17 protein-coding genes and 4 tRNA genes are annotated in these 17,133 nt (G+C 59.4%); 11 read left to right on the top strand and 10 right to left on the bottom strand.

Going from position 1 to position 17,133, the window contains the following annotated elements; genetic code table 11:
• The first annotated feature begins 180 nt into the window (after positions 1-180).
• The 4 genes from Q8X48_RS18000 (at position 181) to Q8X48_RS17985 (ending at position 595) form a co-directional block, all read left to right on the top strand.
• A tRNA-Asn gene (locus tag Q8X48_RS18000) sits at positions 181-256 on the top strand.
• Positions 257-265: 9 nt separating this feature from the next.
• Positions 266-342, top strand: a tRNA-Pro gene (locus Q8X48_RS17995).
• Positions 343-347: 5 nt separating this feature from the next.
• Positions 348-423: transfer RNA gene (locus tag Q8X48_RS17990), tRNA-Lys, on the top strand.
• Positions 424-518: 95 nt separating this feature from the next.
• A tRNA-Pro gene (locus tag Q8X48_RS17985) sits at positions 519-595 on the top strand.
• 172 nt (positions 596-767) lie between these two features.
• Here Q8X48_RS17985 and Q8X48_RS17980 read toward each other — a convergent pair.
• Genes Q8X48_RS17980 through Q8X48_RS17965 form a run of 4 tightly spaced genes read right to left on the bottom strand, consistent with a single transcriptional unit; the run spans position 768 to position 3,504 of the window.
• Entirely contained in the window at positions 768-2,066 is a 1,299-nt protein-coding gene (locus tag Q8X48_RS17980) for an NAD(P)/FAD-dependent oxidoreductase (protein ID WP_007970529.1), read from the bottom strand.
• 60 nt (positions 2,067-2,126) lie between these two features.
• Positions 2,127-2,300 (bottom strand): DUF3094 domain-containing protein, encoded by a 174-nt coding sequence (locus Q8X48_RS17975; protein ID WP_007970531.1) that lies wholly within the window; start codon positions 2,298-2,300, stop codon positions 2,127-2,129.
• 53 nt (positions 2,301-2,353) lie between these two features.
• Positions 2,354-2,881 (bottom strand): MOSC domain-containing protein, encoded by a 528-nt coding sequence (locus Q8X48_RS17970; RefSeq protein WP_407802420.1) that lies wholly within the window; start codon positions 2,879-2,881, stop codon positions 2,354-2,356.
• Complete coding sequence (locus Q8X48_RS17965; RefSeq protein ID WP_007970534.1) at positions 2,878-3,504, bottom strand: DUF1780 domain-containing protein; 627 nt, start codon at positions 3,502-3,504, stop codon at positions 2,878-2,880. The genes Q8X48_RS17970 and Q8X48_RS17965 overlap by 4 nt, the downstream gene beginning before the upstream one ends.
• A 219-nt stretch (positions 3,505-3,723) precedes the next feature.
• On the opposite strand from Q8X48_RS17965, the gene Q8X48_RS17960 reads away from it, so the two are divergent.
• The 3 genes from Q8X48_RS17960 to Q8X48_RS17950 are packed head-to-tail and all read left to right on the top strand — an operon-like array spanning position 3,724 to position 7,576.
• On the top strand, positions 3,724-5,067 hold the full coding sequence (locus Q8X48_RS17960) for an aromatic acid/H+ symport family MFS transporter (protein WP_407802419.1): 1,344 nt from the start codon (positions 3,724-3,726) through the stop codon (positions 5,065-5,067).
• A 3-nt stretch (positions 5,068-5,070) separates the two neighbouring features.
• On the top strand, positions 5,071-6,291 hold the full coding sequence (locus Q8X48_RS17955) for a benzoate/H(+) symporter BenE family transporter (protein WP_102675791.1): 1,221 nt from the start codon (positions 5,071-5,073) through the stop codon (positions 6,289-6,291).
• Positions 6,292-6,307: 16 nt separating this feature from the next.
• Complete coding sequence (locus Q8X48_RS17950) at positions 6,308-7,576, top strand: OprD family porin (protein ID WP_407802417.1); 1,269 nt, start codon at positions 6,308-6,310, stop codon at positions 7,574-7,576.
• A 9-nt stretch (positions 7,577-7,585) separates the two neighbouring features.
• Here Q8X48_RS17950 and Q8X48_RS17945 read toward each other — a convergent pair whose 3' ends face one another.
• Positions 7,586-7,828: a DUF2790 domain-containing protein gene (locus tag Q8X48_RS17945; protein ID WP_008052099.1), complete on the bottom strand. Its 243-nt coding sequence runs from the start codon at positions 7,826-7,828 to the stop codon at positions 7,586-7,588.
• A gap of 121 nt (positions 7,829-7,949) precedes the next feature.
• Between Q8X48_RS17945 and Q8X48_RS17940 the strand changes: the two genes are divergently transcribed.
• Positions 7,950-8,882: a LysR family transcriptional regulator gene (locus Q8X48_RS17940; protein WP_407802414.1), complete on the top strand. Its 933-nt coding sequence runs from the start codon at positions 7,950-7,952 to the stop codon at positions 8,880-8,882.
• 71 nt (positions 8,883-8,953) lie between these two features.
• Positions 8,954-9,643 carry an energy-coupling factor ABC transporter permease gene (locus Q8X48_RS17935; RefSeq protein WP_095965633.1) on the top strand — a complete coding sequence of 230 codons (690 nt, stop codon included), beginning with the start codon at positions 8,954-8,956 and terminating at the stop codon, positions 9,641-9,643.
• Between the two features lie 18 nt (positions 9,644-9,661).
• Here the strand turns inward: Q8X48_RS17935 and yacG are convergent, their stop codons facing one another.
• Genes yacG through Q8X48_RS17915 form a run of 4 tightly spaced genes read right to left on the bottom strand, consistent with a single transcriptional unit; the run spans position 9,662 to position 12,570 of the window.
• Positions 9,662-9,862, bottom strand: coding sequence for a DNA gyrase inhibitor YacG (yacG, locus tag Q8X48_RS17930; protein WP_007970539.1), 201 nt, complete (start codon positions 9,860-9,862; stop codon positions 9,662-9,664).
• Positions 9,859-10,482, bottom strand: coding sequence for a dephospho-CoA kinase (coaE, locus tag Q8X48_RS17925; protein ID WP_126047595.1), 624 nt, complete (start codon positions 10,480-10,482; stop codon positions 9,859-9,861). The genes yacG and coaE overlap by 4 nt, the downstream gene beginning before the upstream one ends.
• Positions 10,479-11,351: a prepilin peptidase gene (locus Q8X48_RS17920; RefSeq protein ID WP_407802410.1), complete on the bottom strand. Its 873-nt coding sequence runs from the start codon at positions 11,349-11,351 to the stop codon at positions 10,479-10,481. The genes coaE and Q8X48_RS17920 overlap by 4 nt, the downstream gene beginning before the upstream one ends.
• A 1-nt stretch (position 11,352) precedes the next feature.
• Positions 11,353-12,570 carry a type II secretion system F family protein gene (locus Q8X48_RS17915; protein WP_407802408.1) on the bottom strand — a complete coding sequence of 406 codons (1,218 nt, stop codon included), beginning with the start codon at positions 12,568-12,570 and terminating at the stop codon, positions 11,353-11,355.
• A gap of 227 nt (positions 12,571-12,797) precedes the next feature.
• Here Q8X48_RS17915 and Q8X48_RS17910 point away from each other — a divergent pair, with 227 nt between their 5' ends.
• Both Q8X48_RS17910 and Q8X48_RS17905 read left to right on the top strand, forming a co-directional pair.
• The gene (locus Q8X48_RS17910) at positions 12,798-13,220 is read left to right on the top strand and encodes a pilin (protein WP_407802406.1); all 423 of its coding nucleotides are present in this window, start codon (positions 12,798-12,800) and stop codon (positions 13,218-13,220) included.
• A gap of 301 nt (positions 13,221-13,521) precedes the next feature.
• Positions 13,522-13,878, top strand: a complete 357-nt coding sequence (locus Q8X48_RS17905) for a BON domain-containing protein (RefSeq protein ID WP_015096869.1) — start codon at positions 13,522-13,524, stop codon at positions 13,876-13,878.
• A 215-nt stretch (positions 13,879-14,093) separates the two neighbouring features.
• Here Q8X48_RS17905 and Q8X48_RS17900 read toward each other — a convergent pair whose 3' ends face one another.
• Positions 14,094-17,051: a DUF748 domain-containing protein gene (locus Q8X48_RS17900; RefSeq protein ID WP_407802404.1), complete on the bottom strand. Its 2,958-nt coding sequence runs from the start codon at positions 17,049-17,051 to the stop codon at positions 14,094-14,096.
• Positions 17,052-17,133: the final 82 nt, after the last annotated feature.

The following is a 17,133-nucleotide window of genomic DNA, read 5'->3' as shown; positions in this document are numbered from 1 at the left end:
TCCGCTCCCCAAGCAGGAATCCAAAATAAGTTGCAAATCATTAACTTGAAAGCAATTTAGGGGGTTGACAGAGGTGCTGAAGATTGTAGAATAGCGCGCCTCAGACACACGAACGCAGCGATGCGAACGGGTCGAAGAGAACGCAGTAAAGCTTCAAAGTTGTAAATTGAAATGTGTAGTTCCGTGATAGCTCAGTCGGTAGAGCAAATGACTGTTAATCATTGGGTCCCAGGTTCGAGTCCTGGTCACGGAGCCAATTTCAAACCGGGGTATAGCGCAGTCCGGTAGCGCGCCTGCTTTGGGAGCAGGATGTCAGGAGTTCGAATCCCCTTACCCCGACCATATTTGGGTCGTTAGCTCAGTTGGTAGAGCAGTTGGCTTTTAACCAATTGGTCGTAGGTTCGAATCCCACACGACCCACCATTTTTGAAACCAGTTTGCGCTGGAATCGAATCTTAAGATCAGACGCCAAAAGCTCTGTTCGCAGAAGGCGCCTTTCAAAGGTGCCTTTTTTTTACCGGGGTATAGCGCAGTCCGGTAGCGCGCCTGCTTTGGGAGCAGGATGTCAGGAGTTCGAATCCCCTTACCCCGACCATATTAAAAATCCTCGTATCGAAAGATACGGGGATTTTTTTTGCCTTCGATAATACTGGGCGTGCCGCAAAACCCTGTGGGAGCGAGCTTGCTCGCGATGACGGTGTATCAGGCGACATTGATATCGACAGAAAGGACGCCATCGCGAGCAAGCTCGCTCCCACAGGTTTACATCAGTGCAGCTTCAGCCGTGGCTCAGTACCGCGCCCGATCTTGCTGCCCAACATCAGCATCGCCGTGCGGAACGGCCCGTACAGCGCCATCTGGTGCATGCGGTACAGCGACACGTAGAACATCCGCGCCAGCCAGCCTTCGAGCATCACGCTGCCGGTGAGGTTGCCCATCAGGTTACCCACGGCCGAAAAGCGCGACAGTGAGATCAGCGAGCCGTAGTCGGTGTACTTGTACTCCGGCAGGGGCTTGCCTTCGATGCGCAGCTTCAGCGATTTGGCCAGCAACGAAGCCTGTTGGTGAGCGGCCTGGGCGCGTGGTGGCACATTGCGGTCGCTGCCTGGTTGCGGGCAGGCGGCGCAGTCGCCGAAGGCGAAGATGTTCTCGTCGCGGGTGGTTTGCAGGGTCGGCAGCACTTGCAGCTGATTGATGCGGTTGGTTTCCAGGCCATCGATGTCCTTGAGGAAACCCGGCGCACGAATCCCCGCGGCCCAGACTTTCAGGCTGGCCTTGATTTCGTTGCCGTCGGCGGTGATCAGGCTGTCGGCCGTCACTTCGCTGACCGCGGCATTGGTCATGACGTTGACCCCGAGTTTCTCCAGGGTTTTATGCACAGGCCCGCCAATCCGCTCCGGCAGCGCCGGCAGCACCCGTGGACCGGCTTCGATCAGGGTGATGTGCATGTTTTCCGGTTTGATCCGGTCCAGGCCATAGGCCGCCAGTTCGTGGGCGGCGTTGTGCAGCTCGGCGGCCAGCTCAACCCCGGTGGCACCGGCGCCGACGATGGCCACGCTGATTTGTTCCACTGCGTCGGTCTGACCGGCGTGTGCGCGCAAATAGTGATTGAGCAGTTGCTGGTGGAAACGCTCGGCCTGTTTGCGGGTGTCGAGGAACAGGCAGTGTTGCGCTGCGCCTTGGGTGCCGAAATCGTTGGTGGTGCTGCCGACGGAGATCACCAGCGAGTCGTAAGGCACTTCGCGCGCCGGCACCAGTTCCAGACCGGCCTCGTCGTAGGTGGCGGCCAACTGGATTTTTTTGTTCGCGCGATCGAGCCCGCTCATGCGCCCCAGCTGGAACTCGAAGTGGTTCCATTTGGCCTGGGCGACATAGTTGAGTTCGTCTTCGGAAGAGTTCAGGGACCCGGCTGCCACTTCGTGCAACAAGGGTTTCCAGATGTGGGTCAGGTTCGCGTCGACCAGCATCACGCTGGCCGTACCGCGCTTGCCCAGAGTCTTACCCAGACGGGTAGCCAACTCCAGACCGCCGGCGCCGCCGCCGACAATGACAATACGATGGGACATGGGGATAACTCGCAAGGCTAAAAGAAATCGGTGCAATTACCCGAGCGAGCGCAAGGCAGCTCATAGCGTCAGGTAACTGATAAGTCGGCTCAACAGGCCCAGACCAATGGTCACTGCCAATACCAGTACAAGGAGCATCCACGGCCGGAAAGGCCGGCGCTCGACTTGGTGCTGGGACAACTGCAGGTACTCTTCGACATGCTTTTGGTCGTCGGGGTTCAGGCGGCTGGTCATATCGGGCCTCGTCAAAGGTAGACGTTGCTGAATGTGTGGAAGCTACAGTGTTTTTACCCAGGGTTGAACGCAGCATAGCCGCTGTCTGGAACGGGTTCGACGCTGACGATATCGTCCAGGCGAATGATTCCACTTTTTAACACCCGGGCAGTGATTCCGCCATGTCCGCGCACGGCCTGAAAGGTGCCGATGCCCAGGTTGCTTTCAAGGCGCGCGCAGGGTTGGCACCATCCAGTGGTTTCGAACGTTGCCTGGCCAATCCGGAAGCGGCGGCCCTTGAGGCTGAACAGGTTGATGCCACTGATAACGAGATTGCGCCGCAGATCTTCAGGCCGGACCGGATGATCCTGTGCACGCCCCATCAGCGAACTGATCACCGCCAGGTGCTCCCACTGAATCAGCGTGACCTGCCGCGCATTGCGCACGCCGGGGCGGGCGTGGTCGCCGGTCAGGCCGGCCTCCAGGCGCGCTTCCACGGCATCGAGTTCAAGCATTGCCGAACGTGATTGCGGGCGCACGCCGATCCAGCGTACACGACCTTGTTGTGGCACCTCGGCGATCAGCGCCTGCAGCGGGCTCACAGGCTGATCCCGACGTCAAAGACAATGCTGCGCCCCAGGTTGCTGCGCAAGAAGTCCGGTGCATCCGGGTGGGCGAACAGCACGCGGGCAAAAGTCGGCCCGACCAGGGACAGTGAACGCCAGCCCTGGCGCAGGTACTCGGTCGGCGGCGGGAAATGGCTGTTGAGGTCCAGCACTTCGCGTTTGAGGCTGGCGAAGGCAATGATGTCCAGTTCACCCAGGTCCATGCCGCGCTCTTTGTAGTTGTGCGCTTTTTTGCGCAAGGTCGGCGCCAATCGCAACAAGAACTCGTTGGCGGGGATGCGTCGTGGCTTGGCCTCGCGGCGTACCAGTTGGCTCAGGGAAAACGCGCTGCGTCGGCGCTGCAGTTCGTCGCGCCATTCATCGTTGAGGCGCCGGCCTTCGTCGAGCACGAAGAACACCTCGAAACTGGCATCGCGAAACAACACGTCCGGCGGCTCCCCGGCGGGGGCGAATTCATCGGCGCGATAGGGAATGTTCAAACCTTGCAACAGGCGCTGGCACACCCAACGCTCCCGCTCCCATTTGCGGGCATTGGACAGAAACGCGTTGGCTTGCTCGGCCGCGATGGTCAGCAGGCGTAAATAATCTGAGTCATCCATAGGCCCAAGCTTAGCGTTCAAATGTGATCGCAAAGAAGACAATTTGTCGGAGAGGCTCATAAGCCTTCCGTTCCCATGCCCGTTTCAGGGCCCTGCACAAAACGGATAGTGATCTGCGCGCACTGGCTATTGCCACGTGGCGGGCGGCTCTACCCTCGGCTGTACGGACGTAAGCCGTGTTACCGCCGCTCTAAAAAACAACAACAAGAGATAGATGCCATGCGCAAGATCGACGTACATGAGGTTATCGACAACGCTCGTTTCAACCGCTTTCACTGGATGGTGCTGTTCTGGTGTGCCCTGATCATCATCTTCGACGGTTACGATCTGGTGATCTACGGCGTGGTCTTGCCGATGCTGATGAAAGAGTGGGGGCTCAGTCCTCTGCAAGCCGGTGCACTGGGCAGCTATGCACTGTTCGGCATGATGTTCGGCGCGCTGTTCTTCGGTCCGCTGTCGGACAGGATCGGCCGCAAAAAAGCCATCACGATCTGCGTGATGCTCTTCAGTGGCTTCACCGTGCTCAATGGTTTCGCCCGCAACCCCACCGAGTTCGGCCTCTGTCGCTTCATTGCCGGGCTCGGCATTGGCGGCGTGATGCCTAACGTCGTCGCACTGATGAACGAGTACGCGCCGAAAAAAATCCGCAGCACTCTGGTCGCGATCATGTTCAGCGGTTATTCGGTGGGCGGCATGCTGTCCGCCGGGCTGGGCATTGTGCTGATCCCGGGTTTCGGCTGGCAGTCGGTGTTTTACGTGGCGGTCCTGCCGTTGCTGTTGTTGCCGCTGATCATGTATTTCCTGCCCGAATCGGTGGGCTTCATGTTGCGTCAGGGGCGTCATGAAGAGGCGCGCAATATTCTTCAGCGCATCGATCCGGCCTACGTCGCGCAAACCTGCGATCAATTGCACATGGGCGAGGTAAAAGGCACGGGCACCCCGGTGTTGCAGCTGTTCCGTGAAGGCCGTGCGCTGCGCACGCTGATGCTGTGGCTGGCGTTTTTCTGCTGCCTGTTGATGGTGTACGCGCTGAGTTCCTGGCTGCCGAAACTGATGGCCAACGCCGGTTACAGCCTGGGTTCGAGCCTGTCGTTCCTGCTGGTGTTGAATTTCGGGGCGATCTTCGGGGCGGTCGGTGGCGGGGTGCTGGGCGACAAACTCAATCTGCCGCGGGTGCTGGCGGTGTTTTTCGCCATGGCGGCGGTGTCGATAACCCTGTTGGGCTTCAACAGCCCGATGCCGGTGTTGTACCTGCTGATCGCCATTGCGGGTGCCACCACCATTGGCTCGCAAATTCTCTTGTACGCCTGCGCCGCGCAGTTTTATTCCATGACAATTCGTTCTACCGGTCTGGGCTGGGCGTCGGGCATTGGGCGCAACGGGGCCATCGTCGGTCCGCTGCTGGGTGGTGTCTTGCTCGGGATCAGCCTGCCCCTGCAACTGAACTTCATGGCGTTTGCCTTGCCCGGTGCAGTGGCGGCCCTGGCCATGACCGTGTTCGCCATCAGCAGCCGACGCAGCGCTGCTGGCGTCAACCCAGCGTTGTCAGCGACCGGTGCCTGAATCATGAAAGCGTTTTTCCAGGACTTCTCGTTGTCAGCCGCTGTGGCTGGATTCATTGCCACGGTGATTTCCTATGCCGGTCCATTGGTGATCATCTTTCAGGCGGCAGAAGCGGCACATCTTTCGCGGGAAATGTTGTCGTCCTGGATTTGGGCGATCTCCATTGGCAGTGCCGTGCTCGGTATCGGTTTGAGCCTGCGCTACCGCGTTCCGGTGATCATCGCCTGGTCGGCGCCGGGCTCGGCGTTGCTGGTGACGCTGTTGCCGGACATCTCCATGGCAGAGGCAGTGGGGGCTTATCTGGTCAGCAGCCTGGTCATTTTCCTGGTTGGCATCTCGGGGGCTTTCGACCGGATCATCAGCAAGCTGCCCGCTGCGATCGCGGCGGCGATGCTGGCGGGGATCCTGTTCAGTTTCGGCACCGGGTTGTTCGTGTCGATGCAGCACAAGCCGGTGCTGGTCCTGGCGATGTTTGCCTGCTACCTGATCTGCAAGCGAGTGATGCCGCGTTATGCGGTGATGATGGTGCTGCTGGTGGGCTGCTCGATTGCCGCGTTCACCGGTGATTTGCATCGTGAAGCGCTGGTGATCGGCCTGGCCACGCCGGTGTGGATCACGCCCGAGTTCAGCCTGGGCGCGATCCTGAACATCGCCTTGCCGCTGGTGATGGTGGCGCTGACCGGTCAGTTCGTGCCCGGCATGGCGGTGCTGCGCGTCAGCGGTTATCCGACGCCGGCGAGCCCGATCATCGCCAGCAGCGCGCTGGGCACGGCACTGCTGGCGCCCTTTGGTTGCCATGGGCTGAACCTGGCGGCGATCACCGCGGCGATCTGCACCGGTCGCGAAGCTCACGAAGATCCTCGCAAACGCTACGTGGCCGGGGTCGTCGGCGGCCTGTGCTACCTGCTGTTGGGGATCTTCGGCGCCACGCTGGTCTCGCTGTTTTCAGCATTCCCCAAAGAGTTGATCGCGGCGCTGGCCGGGCTGGCCCTGTTCGCCGCCATTGCCGGTGCGTTGACGGGCGCGATGGCAGTGCCGAGCGATCGTGAAGCCGCGCTGGTGACCTTTCTGGTCACGGCTTCGGGCATGTCGTTGTTCGGTTTGTCCGCGGCATTCTGGGGGCTGATTTTCGGCATGGTCACCCATGTGCTGTTGAGCGTCCGTCGCCCCGTTCCCCGTCGCCAATCAACTGCAACTGAAGTCCTACAACCAGTCGATCAATAACAATAAGAGAAAAACGATGAAACAGATTCTCCCAACAACCGGTTCGGCGTTGTCCCTGGCTGTCGTCTCGAGTTTTTCCACGGGCGCGATGGCGGCGCAAACCGGCTTTGTCGAAGACACCACCGCGACGTTGCAGGCGCGCAATTACTACTTCAGCCGCGACTATTCCGACATCGTCGGCGCCAACCAGCAATCGAAAGCTGAAGAGTGGGCCCAGGGGTTCATCCTCAACGTGAAGTCTGGATACACCCAAGGCACCGTCGGGTTTGGGGTGGACGTCATCGGCTTGCTTGGCCTCAAGCTCGACAGCGCTCCGGACCGGACCAATACCGGTTTGCTGCCGGTGCAGGACGACGGCCGCGCGGCAGACAACTACAGCCGTCTGGAAGGTGCGTTGAAGATGCGCTACTCCAAAACCGAGCTGAAAGTCGGTGAGTTGCAACCCAATCTGCCGGTGTTGGCATTCAGCGATATCCGCCTGCTGCCACCGAGTTATCAGGGCGCAAGTATCACCTCCAGCGAGATCAATGGCCTGACGCTGCAGGGTGGTCACTTGAGTTCAACCAGCCTGCGCAACGAGGCTGGCGACGAAAAGATGCAAGCGATGCTGGGTCACGTGCCGCAGCGCCAGGTCAGCAGTGACGGTTTCAATTTTGCCGGCGCTGATTATGCCTTCAACGACAAGCGCAGCTCGGTCAGCGCCTGGTACGGGCAACTGGAAGATATCTACAACCAGCGTTTTCTGGGTTTAAAGCACAGTGAACCGGTGGGCGACTGGATCCTCGGCGCCAACCTCGGTTACTACGATTCGCGCGAGGACGGCAAAAAACTGCTGGGCAACATCGACAACCAGGCGTTCTTCTCGTTGCTGTCGGCCAAGCGTGGCGGTCATACGTTTTACGTCGGCTATCAGGGGATGTTCGGCGACAGCGCATTTCCACGGGTATTTGCCAACATCTCGCCGCTGGGCAACGAAGTGCCGACCTACGAGTTCGCCTCCACCGATGAACGTTCCTGGCAGGCGCGCTACGACTTCGACTTCGCGGCGCTCGGCGTACCGGGGCTGACCAGTACCGTGCGCTACATCAGCGGCAATAACGTCGATACCGGCAAGGGCTATGAAGGCAAGGATCGCGAGCGTGACCTGGACATCGGCTATGTGTTGCAGAGCGGCAGCCTCAAAGGTCTTGGCATCCGAGTGCGCAACGCGATGGCGCGTTCAAACTACCGCAGTGATATCGACGAGAACCGCTTGATCCTCAGCTACACCTGGACCTTGCTGTGAGCCCATTGATCACAGGTTGCTGGTGCAATCACCGATGACGTTATAGGTCACGCGGTGAGTCTGGCCTTGATGATCGACATACTCCATGGTCGCCGGTACGACCCCGCACGCGGTCGCGGTGTCGGACACCGAAACTACCTTGGCGATGTCCAGTGGCTGCGCCGGGTTGTACAGGACTGCGAGCGGTTCGTTGTCAGCGGCCATGGCCGAGGTGGCGATGACGGTCAGCAACAGGCTGATCAACGTTTTCATGTTGGCGTGCTCCGTGTTGTTTGTGATGTTTGAATTTTAGTCTTTGCCACCCACGGATAAAGGGGCGAACGGTGGATGCAGCCTTACATAAACCGTAACAGTCATCGCCCGAGGGGGGCTTATGGATGTGCTTAACAACTTGCGCGTGTTCATCCGGGTGGTGGATTGCGCCAGTTTCACCGGGGCTGCCGATGCGCTGGATCTGTCGACCGCCCAGGTATCCCGATTGGTGGCGGATCTGGAGGAACATGTACAGGCGCGCCTGCTGCAACGCACCACGCGGCGCTTGAGCCTGACCGACGCCGGCGAGCGCTTCCTGCTGCGCAGCCGGCAAATCGTCGAGGCCATGGATGAGGCGACGGCCGAGGCCCGTGGCGCTCATATCAAGCCGGCCGGACGCTTGCGGGTGCAGAGCATGAACGGCCTGGGTGTGCTGCTCACGCCGTTGATCGCCCGCTACAGCGAGCTGTATCCCGATGTGGTGTTCGAGTTGACCTTGTCGCAGCTCAATCCCGATCCGCTGGAGGAGGGGCACGATGTGGTGATTTCGATAGCTCCCGAACTGGCCGACTCGCAAATGGTTGCGCAGGCCGTCGGGCAGATCTACAGCGTGCCCTGTGCCTCCCCGGCTTACTTGCAACGCCGGGGTGTGCCGCGGCAGCCGCAGGCGTTGAACGATCATCAATGCCTGCGCATGCTCGACCCGTTGTACGGCGATCAATGGCTTTTCCAGGACGAGCACGGCGAGCACGCCGTCAGCCCGGCCAAGACCTTTCAGTGCAACGTTGCCGAGTCGATGGTCAAGGCTTCGGAGGCGGGCATGGGCGTCAGCCTGCTGCCGTTCTACACCGCGACGCGGCCCTTGAGTGATGGCACTTTGCTGCGCCTGTTACCTGCATGGCGCCTGCGCGAGCGTAATGTGTATGCGCTGTATCCTTCGCGACGCTTTCTCGATGCCAAGGTCCGCACCTGGGTGGACTTTCTCAAGTCTGAGCTGCCGAAGCTGTTCGCCGAACATGACGTGGTGATGAACGATCCGCGGCATTGGGCTTGAAGTCGAAGGGCGGGCGAGCGGCGGTGTAGACTGAGTGTCGTTTGTCTTTCGCCAAGGAGTCGCGCATAGCCATGATCGGTGCAGAGTTGCTGTCATCGCAAACCCTTGCGGCCGGATGGCTGATCTATGTGCCGGTGTTGATCTGGGCGATCTGGCGCGCGCCGTGGGTTGAACTGTTCACCGACAGCCGTCGTCAGCATCTGCTGTTTGGAACGGTGTTTGCGCTGTTTCTGTTGTGGCTGGTGCGGCGCGACTTTGATACCGGCGTGTCGTACCACTTCATCGGCATGACAGCGGTGACGCTACTGCTGGACTGGCCGCTGGCGCTGGTTGGCGGGTTGGTTGCACAAACGGGGCTGGTGCTGCTCGGCCGACAGGACCTGGCGGCGGTCGGGGTCAATGGTGCGCTGTTGATTGCGCTGCCGGTGCTGGTCACCGAGTGCTGCGCGATCCTGGTGGAGCGGGCGCAGCCACGAAATCCCTTCGTGTATATCTTCGTCTCCGGATTCTTTGCCGCCGCGCTGTCGGCATTGCTGTGTCTGCTGCTGGCGCTTTGGTTGTTATGGTTCGACGAGCGTTTTGCCATGCCGTACTGGCTGGAAGATTTTGTCGGATATCTATGGCTGATCATTTTTCCCGAAGCGTTTATCAACGGCATGATCGTCAGTGCGCTGGTCGTGTTTTGTCCGGAGTGGCTTGAGACGTTCAACCGCACCCGCTACCTCTCGGCCCCCTGGAAGGACGACGATCCCAAGCCCTGAAATCGTCGACCCGGTGGATCAGTGGCGCGGGTCGAAGTCACCGCTGAACATCTCGTCCTCGGCATCGGGGGCCACTGGGATCTTGTGTTCTTCGGACGCCCAGGCGCCCAGGTCGATCAGTTTGCAGCGATCGGAGCAGAATGGCCGGAATTTGCTTTCGGCGGTCCATTCCACGGGGGCGCCACAGGTTGGGCATTCGACGGTTGTTGGTTGGCTCATGACTGGCCTCCACGCAAAGTAAGATAAAAGTGATGCAGGCGTTCGACCTCGCTGTGCAGCCAGGCCAGGTCGCGGTCATTGACCACGACGTCGTCGGCATGACTTACGCGATCCTGACGGCTGGATTGGGCCTTGAGAATCGCCTGGACCTGCTGCTCGCTGGTCTGGTCACGTTGCAGGGTGCGTTCAATCTGCAATTGTTCCGGGGCATCGATCACCAGTACCCGTTGGGTCATGGCGTACTGGCCGGACTCGATCAGCAGCGGCGATACCAGAATCGCATAAGGCGATTTTGCCAGCGCCAGGTGATGAGCGATTTCCTCGCCGATCAGTGGATGCAGGAGGCCCTCCAGCCAGCGGCGCTCTTCAGGCACTTCGAAGATCAATTTGCGTAGCGCAGCGCGGTCCAGTTGTCCGTCGGTCTGCAACACACCGGGGCCGAAGTGTTCTGCGATCTGTGCCAGTGCCGGGCGGCCGGGTTCAACGACCCAGCGAGCGGCATGATCGGCGTCGACCACATGCACGCCCAGATCGATGAAGTGTTGGGCGGCCGCGCTTTTTCCGCTGCCGATGCCGCCGGTCAGGCCGAGAATCCAGGGTTTTTCCACAGGGGTATTCATTTCAAACCGACAGACTGCCAATAGAAGTCGGTTATTTGACCACCCCAGAGCAACGCAATCCAGCCGGCAATGGCCAGATAGGGACCGAAAGGGATCGGCGTCGAGGTTTTTGCATGGCGCCAGCGCAGCAGCACCAGCCCGATAATGGCACCCACCAGCGAGGACAGCAGGATGGTCAGGGGCAAAATCTGCCAGCCACCCCAGGCGCCCAGCATCGCCAGCAGCTTGAAATCACCGTAGCCCATGCCGTCCTTGCCCGTGACCAGCTTGAACAGCCAGAACACCGACCACAGCAGGCCGTAGCCGGCGACCGCCCCCCAAAGCGCCTCGTGCAACGACACGAACAGGCCGAAACTGTTGATGATCAACCCCAGCCATATCAACGGCAGCACCAGTACGTCCGGCAATATCTGATGTTCGGCGTCGATCAGGCTCATCGCCAGCAACCCCCAGCTCAGGATCAGCATCAGGCCGGCCGGCCAACCGAAGCCGAAGTGCCAGGCAACAAACGCTGACAACAGGCCGCAGGCCAATTCGGTCAACGGATAGCGCGGGCTGATCGCCGCCGCACAGGCTGAACAACGGCCGCGCAAAAACACATAACTGAGCAGCGGGATGTTTTCCCAGACGCGGATTCGGTGTTCGCAGTGCGGGCATTGGGAGTGGGGTAGCAACAGGTTGTAGGTCGGCAACGGCGTTTCACCAGGCAGCCCGAGAATGTCATGGGCCTGCTCACGCCAGTCGCGTTCGAGCATTTTCGGCAGGCGCCAGATCACGACATTGAGGAAACTGCCGACCAGCAGGCCAGTGATGCCTGCGAGAAGGACAAAGGCCAGCGGAGAGTGAATCAGGATTTCATTCAAGGGCATGTCAGATCGCTGAGCCAAGTTGGAAGATGGGCAGGTACATGGCAACTACCAGTCCACCGACGATAACACCCAGCACCACCATGATGAACGGCTCCATCAGACTGGTGAGGTTATCGACCATGTTATCGACGTTGTCTTCGTAGAACCCCGCGACTTTGTCGAGCATGGCGTCCAGGGTGCCTGACTCTTCGCCGATGGCCGTCATCTGTATCGCCATGTTCGGAAAGACGCCGCAGGTACGCATGGCGAAATTCAATTGCATGCCGGTCGAAACGTCTTGCCGGATGCGCAACACAGCGCGCTTGAACACGCTATTGCCAGTCGCGCCGGCCACTGATTGCAGGGCCTCCATCAGCGGCACGCCGGCAGCGAAAGTGGTCGACAGTGTGCGGGCGAACCGGGCCACGGCGGACTTGTGCATCAGGGTGCCCACCAGCGGCAGCTTCAGCAGCCAGGTGTCCATCCGGTCACGCAAGGCTGGGGACTTTCCGAGGATGTGGCGCACGCCGAAGGCCATCGTGAGCAGCGCGCCCAGGACCACCCACCACCAGGCCTGCATGAATTGCGACAGTCCAATGACCATCACGGTAAAGGCCGGCAGTTCGGCGCCGAAGCCTTTGAAGACCGACTCGAACTGCGGCACGACATTGACCAGCAGAATTCCGGTGACAATCGCCGCGACGAATACCACAACTAGCGGGTAGGTCATGGCTTTCCTGATCCTGGCCTTGAGGGATTCGCTTTTTTCCTTGTAGGTCGCGACTCGCTCCAGAAGGGTGTCGAGGGCACCGGCCTGTTCGCCGGCATCCACCAGGTTGCAATACAGTTCATCGAAATACCGGGGCTTCTTGCGCAGGGCGGCGGCAAAGCTGCTGCCTGCCGCAACTTCCTGTTTCAGTTCGTCCACCAGCGTGCGCATGGCCGGATTGTCGAAGCCCTCGCCGATGATGTCGAAGGACTGCAACAACGGCACGCCGGCCTTCATCATCGTCGCCATTTGCCGGGTGAACAGGGCGATGTCCTGGGCCTTGATACGCTTGCCCATGCTGAAAACCGATTGGTTTTTCTTGCGAACCTTGCCCGGACTGATGCCTTGCTTGCGTAGTTTCGCCTTGATCAGCGCCGGGTTTTGAGCGCTGAGTTCGCCGGTCACTTTTGTGCCTTTGCGGTCGATGCCTTCCCATGCATACACGCTGATTTTCGCTGCCTTGACCGCCATGTTCAGTCCTGGGGATTCCGATTGAATTGCTCTTATAGCCTAGTCAAAGGATGAGGCCAAACCCGCAAGGGTGAGGTGACAAAAAACGTCAGATAGTGCGGGTCCTGGTAGGAGGAAAAGGCCTGATGGCTACCAGATCCCTTGCCAACAGGGGCTTCCGGCCTTGGCACAGGCTGTGCTGCCATGGGGCAGGTCATGAGCCTCCGACTCATGCATGGAGCTTGTAAATGAACAATCAGAAAGGTTTTACCCTGATCGAGTTGCTTGTCGTGGTGGCGATCATCGGAATCCTGGCAACACTGGGCCTGCCGATGTATTCCAAGTACCAGGCCCGGGCCAAGGTCACGGCGGCGCTGGCCGAGCTGACTGCGATGAAAGTGCCGTTCGAGGATGTGATCAATCAGGGGGAAACTCCGACAATTGCCAACGTGGCGCCCGCCGGTGTGGCATCGACCACCCATTGCGCCCTGTCTGTGACGGCTACAACGCCGGAGGGAGCGGGATCAATCGTCTGTACGTTGCACAATGCTCCGGGGGTGGTTCAAGGCAAAACTGTCACCCTGACACGGGACGAAACCAAAGGCTGGTCATGCAAGAGCAGTGTTTCCCCGGATTACTTGCCTAAAGGGTGTTCCGGTTCTGCGGCATGAGTTGCTGAATCAATTCCCCGCTTTTTTGCGGGGTTTTCCTGTTTGTCGACCCGTCCTCAGAAGCTAAAAAGAAAGCTCAGAAATTTCAGCATCTTAGGAACTTTCCACAAACCCGCAACTTGCATGCAGTGTTTCTGAATCTCGTGCATTTTGCATGATTCCGAAAATTGGCTGATTTTATAATTTATTGATTTATAAGGTTTTATTCTCTGTTTCAAAGTTGGCACAGCGTTCGCAATACCCTTGGTAACCCTGCCGACAAGACACCCGGCAGACTTTCCGAAAAACAGGAGTTACTCGTATGAAGAAGTTCGCTATCACTGCCGCTGCTGCTACCGCGCTGACCCTGACCATGGGCAACGCCGCGTTTGCTCAAACCACCCAGGCAACCCAGTCGCCAATGGTGCTGGCTGCCGGTGAGATGACCGAAGCGAAAGAAGCTACTTCCGATACCTGGATCACCACCAAAGTCAAAGCTGACCTGATGACTGAAAAAGGCATTCCAGGTAGTGACATCAAGGTTGAAACCAACAAAGGTGTGGTATCGCTGTCGTCAACCACCGCCGTGACCGATTCGCAAAAGGAAATGGCTGTGGCCATCACCAAGAAAATCAAAGGCGTCAAGGCGGTCTCCGCTGACGGCCTGAAAGCCGAGTAAGGCAAGACTTCTCGCCTGGACCGGGAGAAGGCGCGACAGACGAGCCGAGTCATACGTCTATTGCAACCTGAGTGTTCATGCGAAGGGCCAAACGGATATTGGCCATCACAGGCCCCGCGCAATTTTGCCGGGGCCTGTTTTATTTGGGGAGAAATACAAAAAGCTGTGCGGGCTATATGAAGTTTTGGTGATGCCCCATCAGCTCTGACCGGGCATCACTCGGCATCCAGATGCATCGGTGTCACCACGCGGCCGTCACTTTCCGCTTCGCCCAGATTGGCGTCGATGAAGTACACCCGCTGATCTTCCAGTTTGGCCTTGTCGACCAGGTAATCCTTGATGCTGCTGGCGCGCTCCTGACCCAGTTGACGCAACAGTACGTCACTGGAGCTCCAGAACTTGATCACCTCGGCGCGCATTTTCGCGGTGCGCTCTTCCTTGCCCAGGTCCTTCCATTCGGCAGGGGGCTGGGTTTTAAGGCGGGTGCGGTAGATGCCTTCGAGCAACGGGCCTTTTTCCCCGTCCGGCACTTCGAGCAACGAAGCCTGGGCCGGGACCTTGTCGCCGCGACGCTGGAGCATTTTGTAGTAGTTGTACTGGTACTCACGCTCCAGGCGTTGTTCGGCGATCAGCGGGCCATCGCTGCTCTGGGCGGCGGTGCCTTCGATTTCCAGACGCAGGGCCGGGCGTTCCTTGAGCGCATTGGACAGTTTGTCCAGGGCGCCTTCGGCGTCCTTGCCCAACTCGCTGGAACCCGCCGCGAATGAAACGCTGCCCAGGTCTTCCGAACCGCCACCGTTGACCAGCCCGCCAATGAGTTTGAACGGTGCCGCCGCGGCTTTGACGATCAGGTTGCGCAAGGTCTGCCAGATAATCGGCATGACGCTGAACTGAGGGTTGTTCAGATCGCCGGTGACCGGCAGCTCGATGGAGATCTTGCCGTCGACGTCCTTGAGCAAGGCAATGGCCAGTTTCAGCGGCAGGCTCACGGCATCCGGGCTGTCGACTTTTTCACCCAGTTGCAGTTGCTCGACCACCACTTTGTTGTCGGCTTTGAGCTGCCCCTTGGTGATCTGGTAATGCAGGTCGAGATTGAGCCGGCCCTTGCGGATGCGGTAGCCGGCGAACTTGCCGGAGTAGGGGGTCAGCGTGGTCAGTTCCACGCGTTTGAAGCTGGTGGCGATGTCGAGGCTCTCCATCGGGTCGAACGGGTTGACCGAGCCCTTGATGGTCACCGGCGCGTAGCGATCGACCTTGCCCTTGACGTCGACATTGGCCGGTTTCCGCTGACGGCTGTCGATGGTGCCGATCTGCCCGTTGAGTTGCTGGACGGCGGTGGCGAAGTTCGGGGTCAGGCTGAAGTCGGCGAAGTTGGCCGAACCGTCATTGATGAAAATACCGCCGATGTGGATGCCAAGAGGTTTTTCGTTGCTTGTCGGTTTGCTCGTTGCCGGTTTTGCCCCGGAGTCCGCCGGTTGCGGAATCAGCAGGTCGTCGATGTTGGTGGTGCGATCATCGTTGATCATGAAACGCGCATAGGGCTGGAACAGGTTGACCTTGTCGATCGACAGGCTGTCCCCATGCTGATAGTTCAGGCCTTCGACCACGACCTGTTGCCACTTGAGGAAGTCGCGGGTTTTCAGGGTGTCCAGGGTATGCAACTGATCGACCTGGGCGCGACCGGTGACGTTGAAGGCCAGGGGCTCGGTGCTTTTCAGGTTGACCGCCAGATCGCTGCCGAGCATGCCGCTGCGCAGTTCCAGGCGAATGAAGGGCGTGATGTAGGACTGGGCAACCCGCAGGTCGATGTCTCTGGTCTGGACCTTCAGCCTGGCGCTGACCGGGGCCAGATTGACCTCGCCGTCGGCCATGATCTTGCCTTGCTTGCCCACACCGGTATCGAGCTTGAGGGTAAAGGGCGAGCCGTTGAGGCTGTCGAAGTTTTGCAGGTCGAGGTTCAGCGGAGCCAGGTCCAGGGCGACGGCAGGCTGTGCCTTGCGGTCAGCCAGATGCACCTTGTAGTCGCGCAGTTGCACATCCTTGAGCAGCACCTGCCAGGGTTTGTCGGGTGCGCCCGGTTCGGGTTTCGGTGAGTCTGCCGCCGCCGGAGTGCTGGCCGGTTCGGCATCCGCCTTGGCTTTGGCGGTGGCTTTTGACGGTTGGCTGGCGAACAGTTTCTGCCAGTCGAGTTGGCCGTCCGGTTCCAGCGCGGCCCAGGTTTCCAGTTTGTGGCTGCGGATCTTGCCGACCACCACCTGCTGTTTGGCCAGGTCCACCGTGGTTTCGCTGACGTCCAGGCGCTCAAGCTTTACCAGCGGCCGGCCATCCGGCGCCTTGATCGCGAAGGGGGCGACAGTGACCGCTACATTGCTCAACAGCAGCTCGGTTTCCTTGGACAGACTGAGTTTGTAGTCGGTGCTGATGCTCATGACGCCGTTTTCGAGGTCCAGTGGCACGGCATCGCGCACATAGGGCCAAAAGGCTTTCATCTTGCCATCAGTGATTTTCAGCTTACCTTCGGAGGCGATCGGGATCAGGCTGAAATTACCCGTCCAGTCGATCTGTCCGCCATTGGGGCCGACGGCCACCAGGGTCATGTCGGCACTGTCATCGGGCAGGGTGCTGAGGTTCTTCAATTCGAAATCGAGGGAGTCGTAGAGAAACTCGATAGGCTCGCTGGGCCGGGCGTCTACAAAGTGCAGGGCGCCGCCGGCCAGCTTGATGCGCTCGATACGCAGCGGAAACGGCTTGGCGTTCGGGTCGGCGGGCGTGGGTTCGCTTGCTGGCAGTTTGAACAGCCCGAGCAGATTGAGTTTGCCGTCCTTGCCGAACAGGATTTCGGTCTTGGGCTTGTCCAGTTCGATATCGGACAGGTGCACCGCCTTGGTCCACAGGCTGTCGAGTTGCAGATTGGCGTACAAACGTTCGAAAGCGACCTGCTCCTTGCCGGGCTCGCCGATGTTCAAGCCCCAGAGGGTCAGTTCAAGGCTGAACGGATTGAACTCGATCCGCTGGATCGTGGCGGGGGTGGTGGCGTAATTGGCCAGTTGCTGGTTGGCAATGCGCAACGCCACACCCGGTAAAATCAGAAAACCCAGCAAGCTGTAGAGGGCCAGAGCAGTCAACAAGGCGCCGATGGCGCGGATCAATCCTTTGTACATGTGCGGCTTCATCTGTCTGAATCGGAGTGCCTTGGAGTATGGCACGCGTTTCCGGTTCCGAAGTGATTGACCTGTCGAGGAAGTTTCAGATTTC

The sequence above is a fragment of the Pseudomonas sp. QLc11A genome (assembly GCF_052112305.1).
Classification (GTDB): Bacteria; Pseudomonadota; Gammaproteobacteria; order Pseudomonadales; family Pseudomonadaceae; genus Aquipseudomonas; species Aquipseudomonas laurylsulfatiphila.
This window is presented reverse-complemented; position numbering and strand designations above follow the sequence as displayed.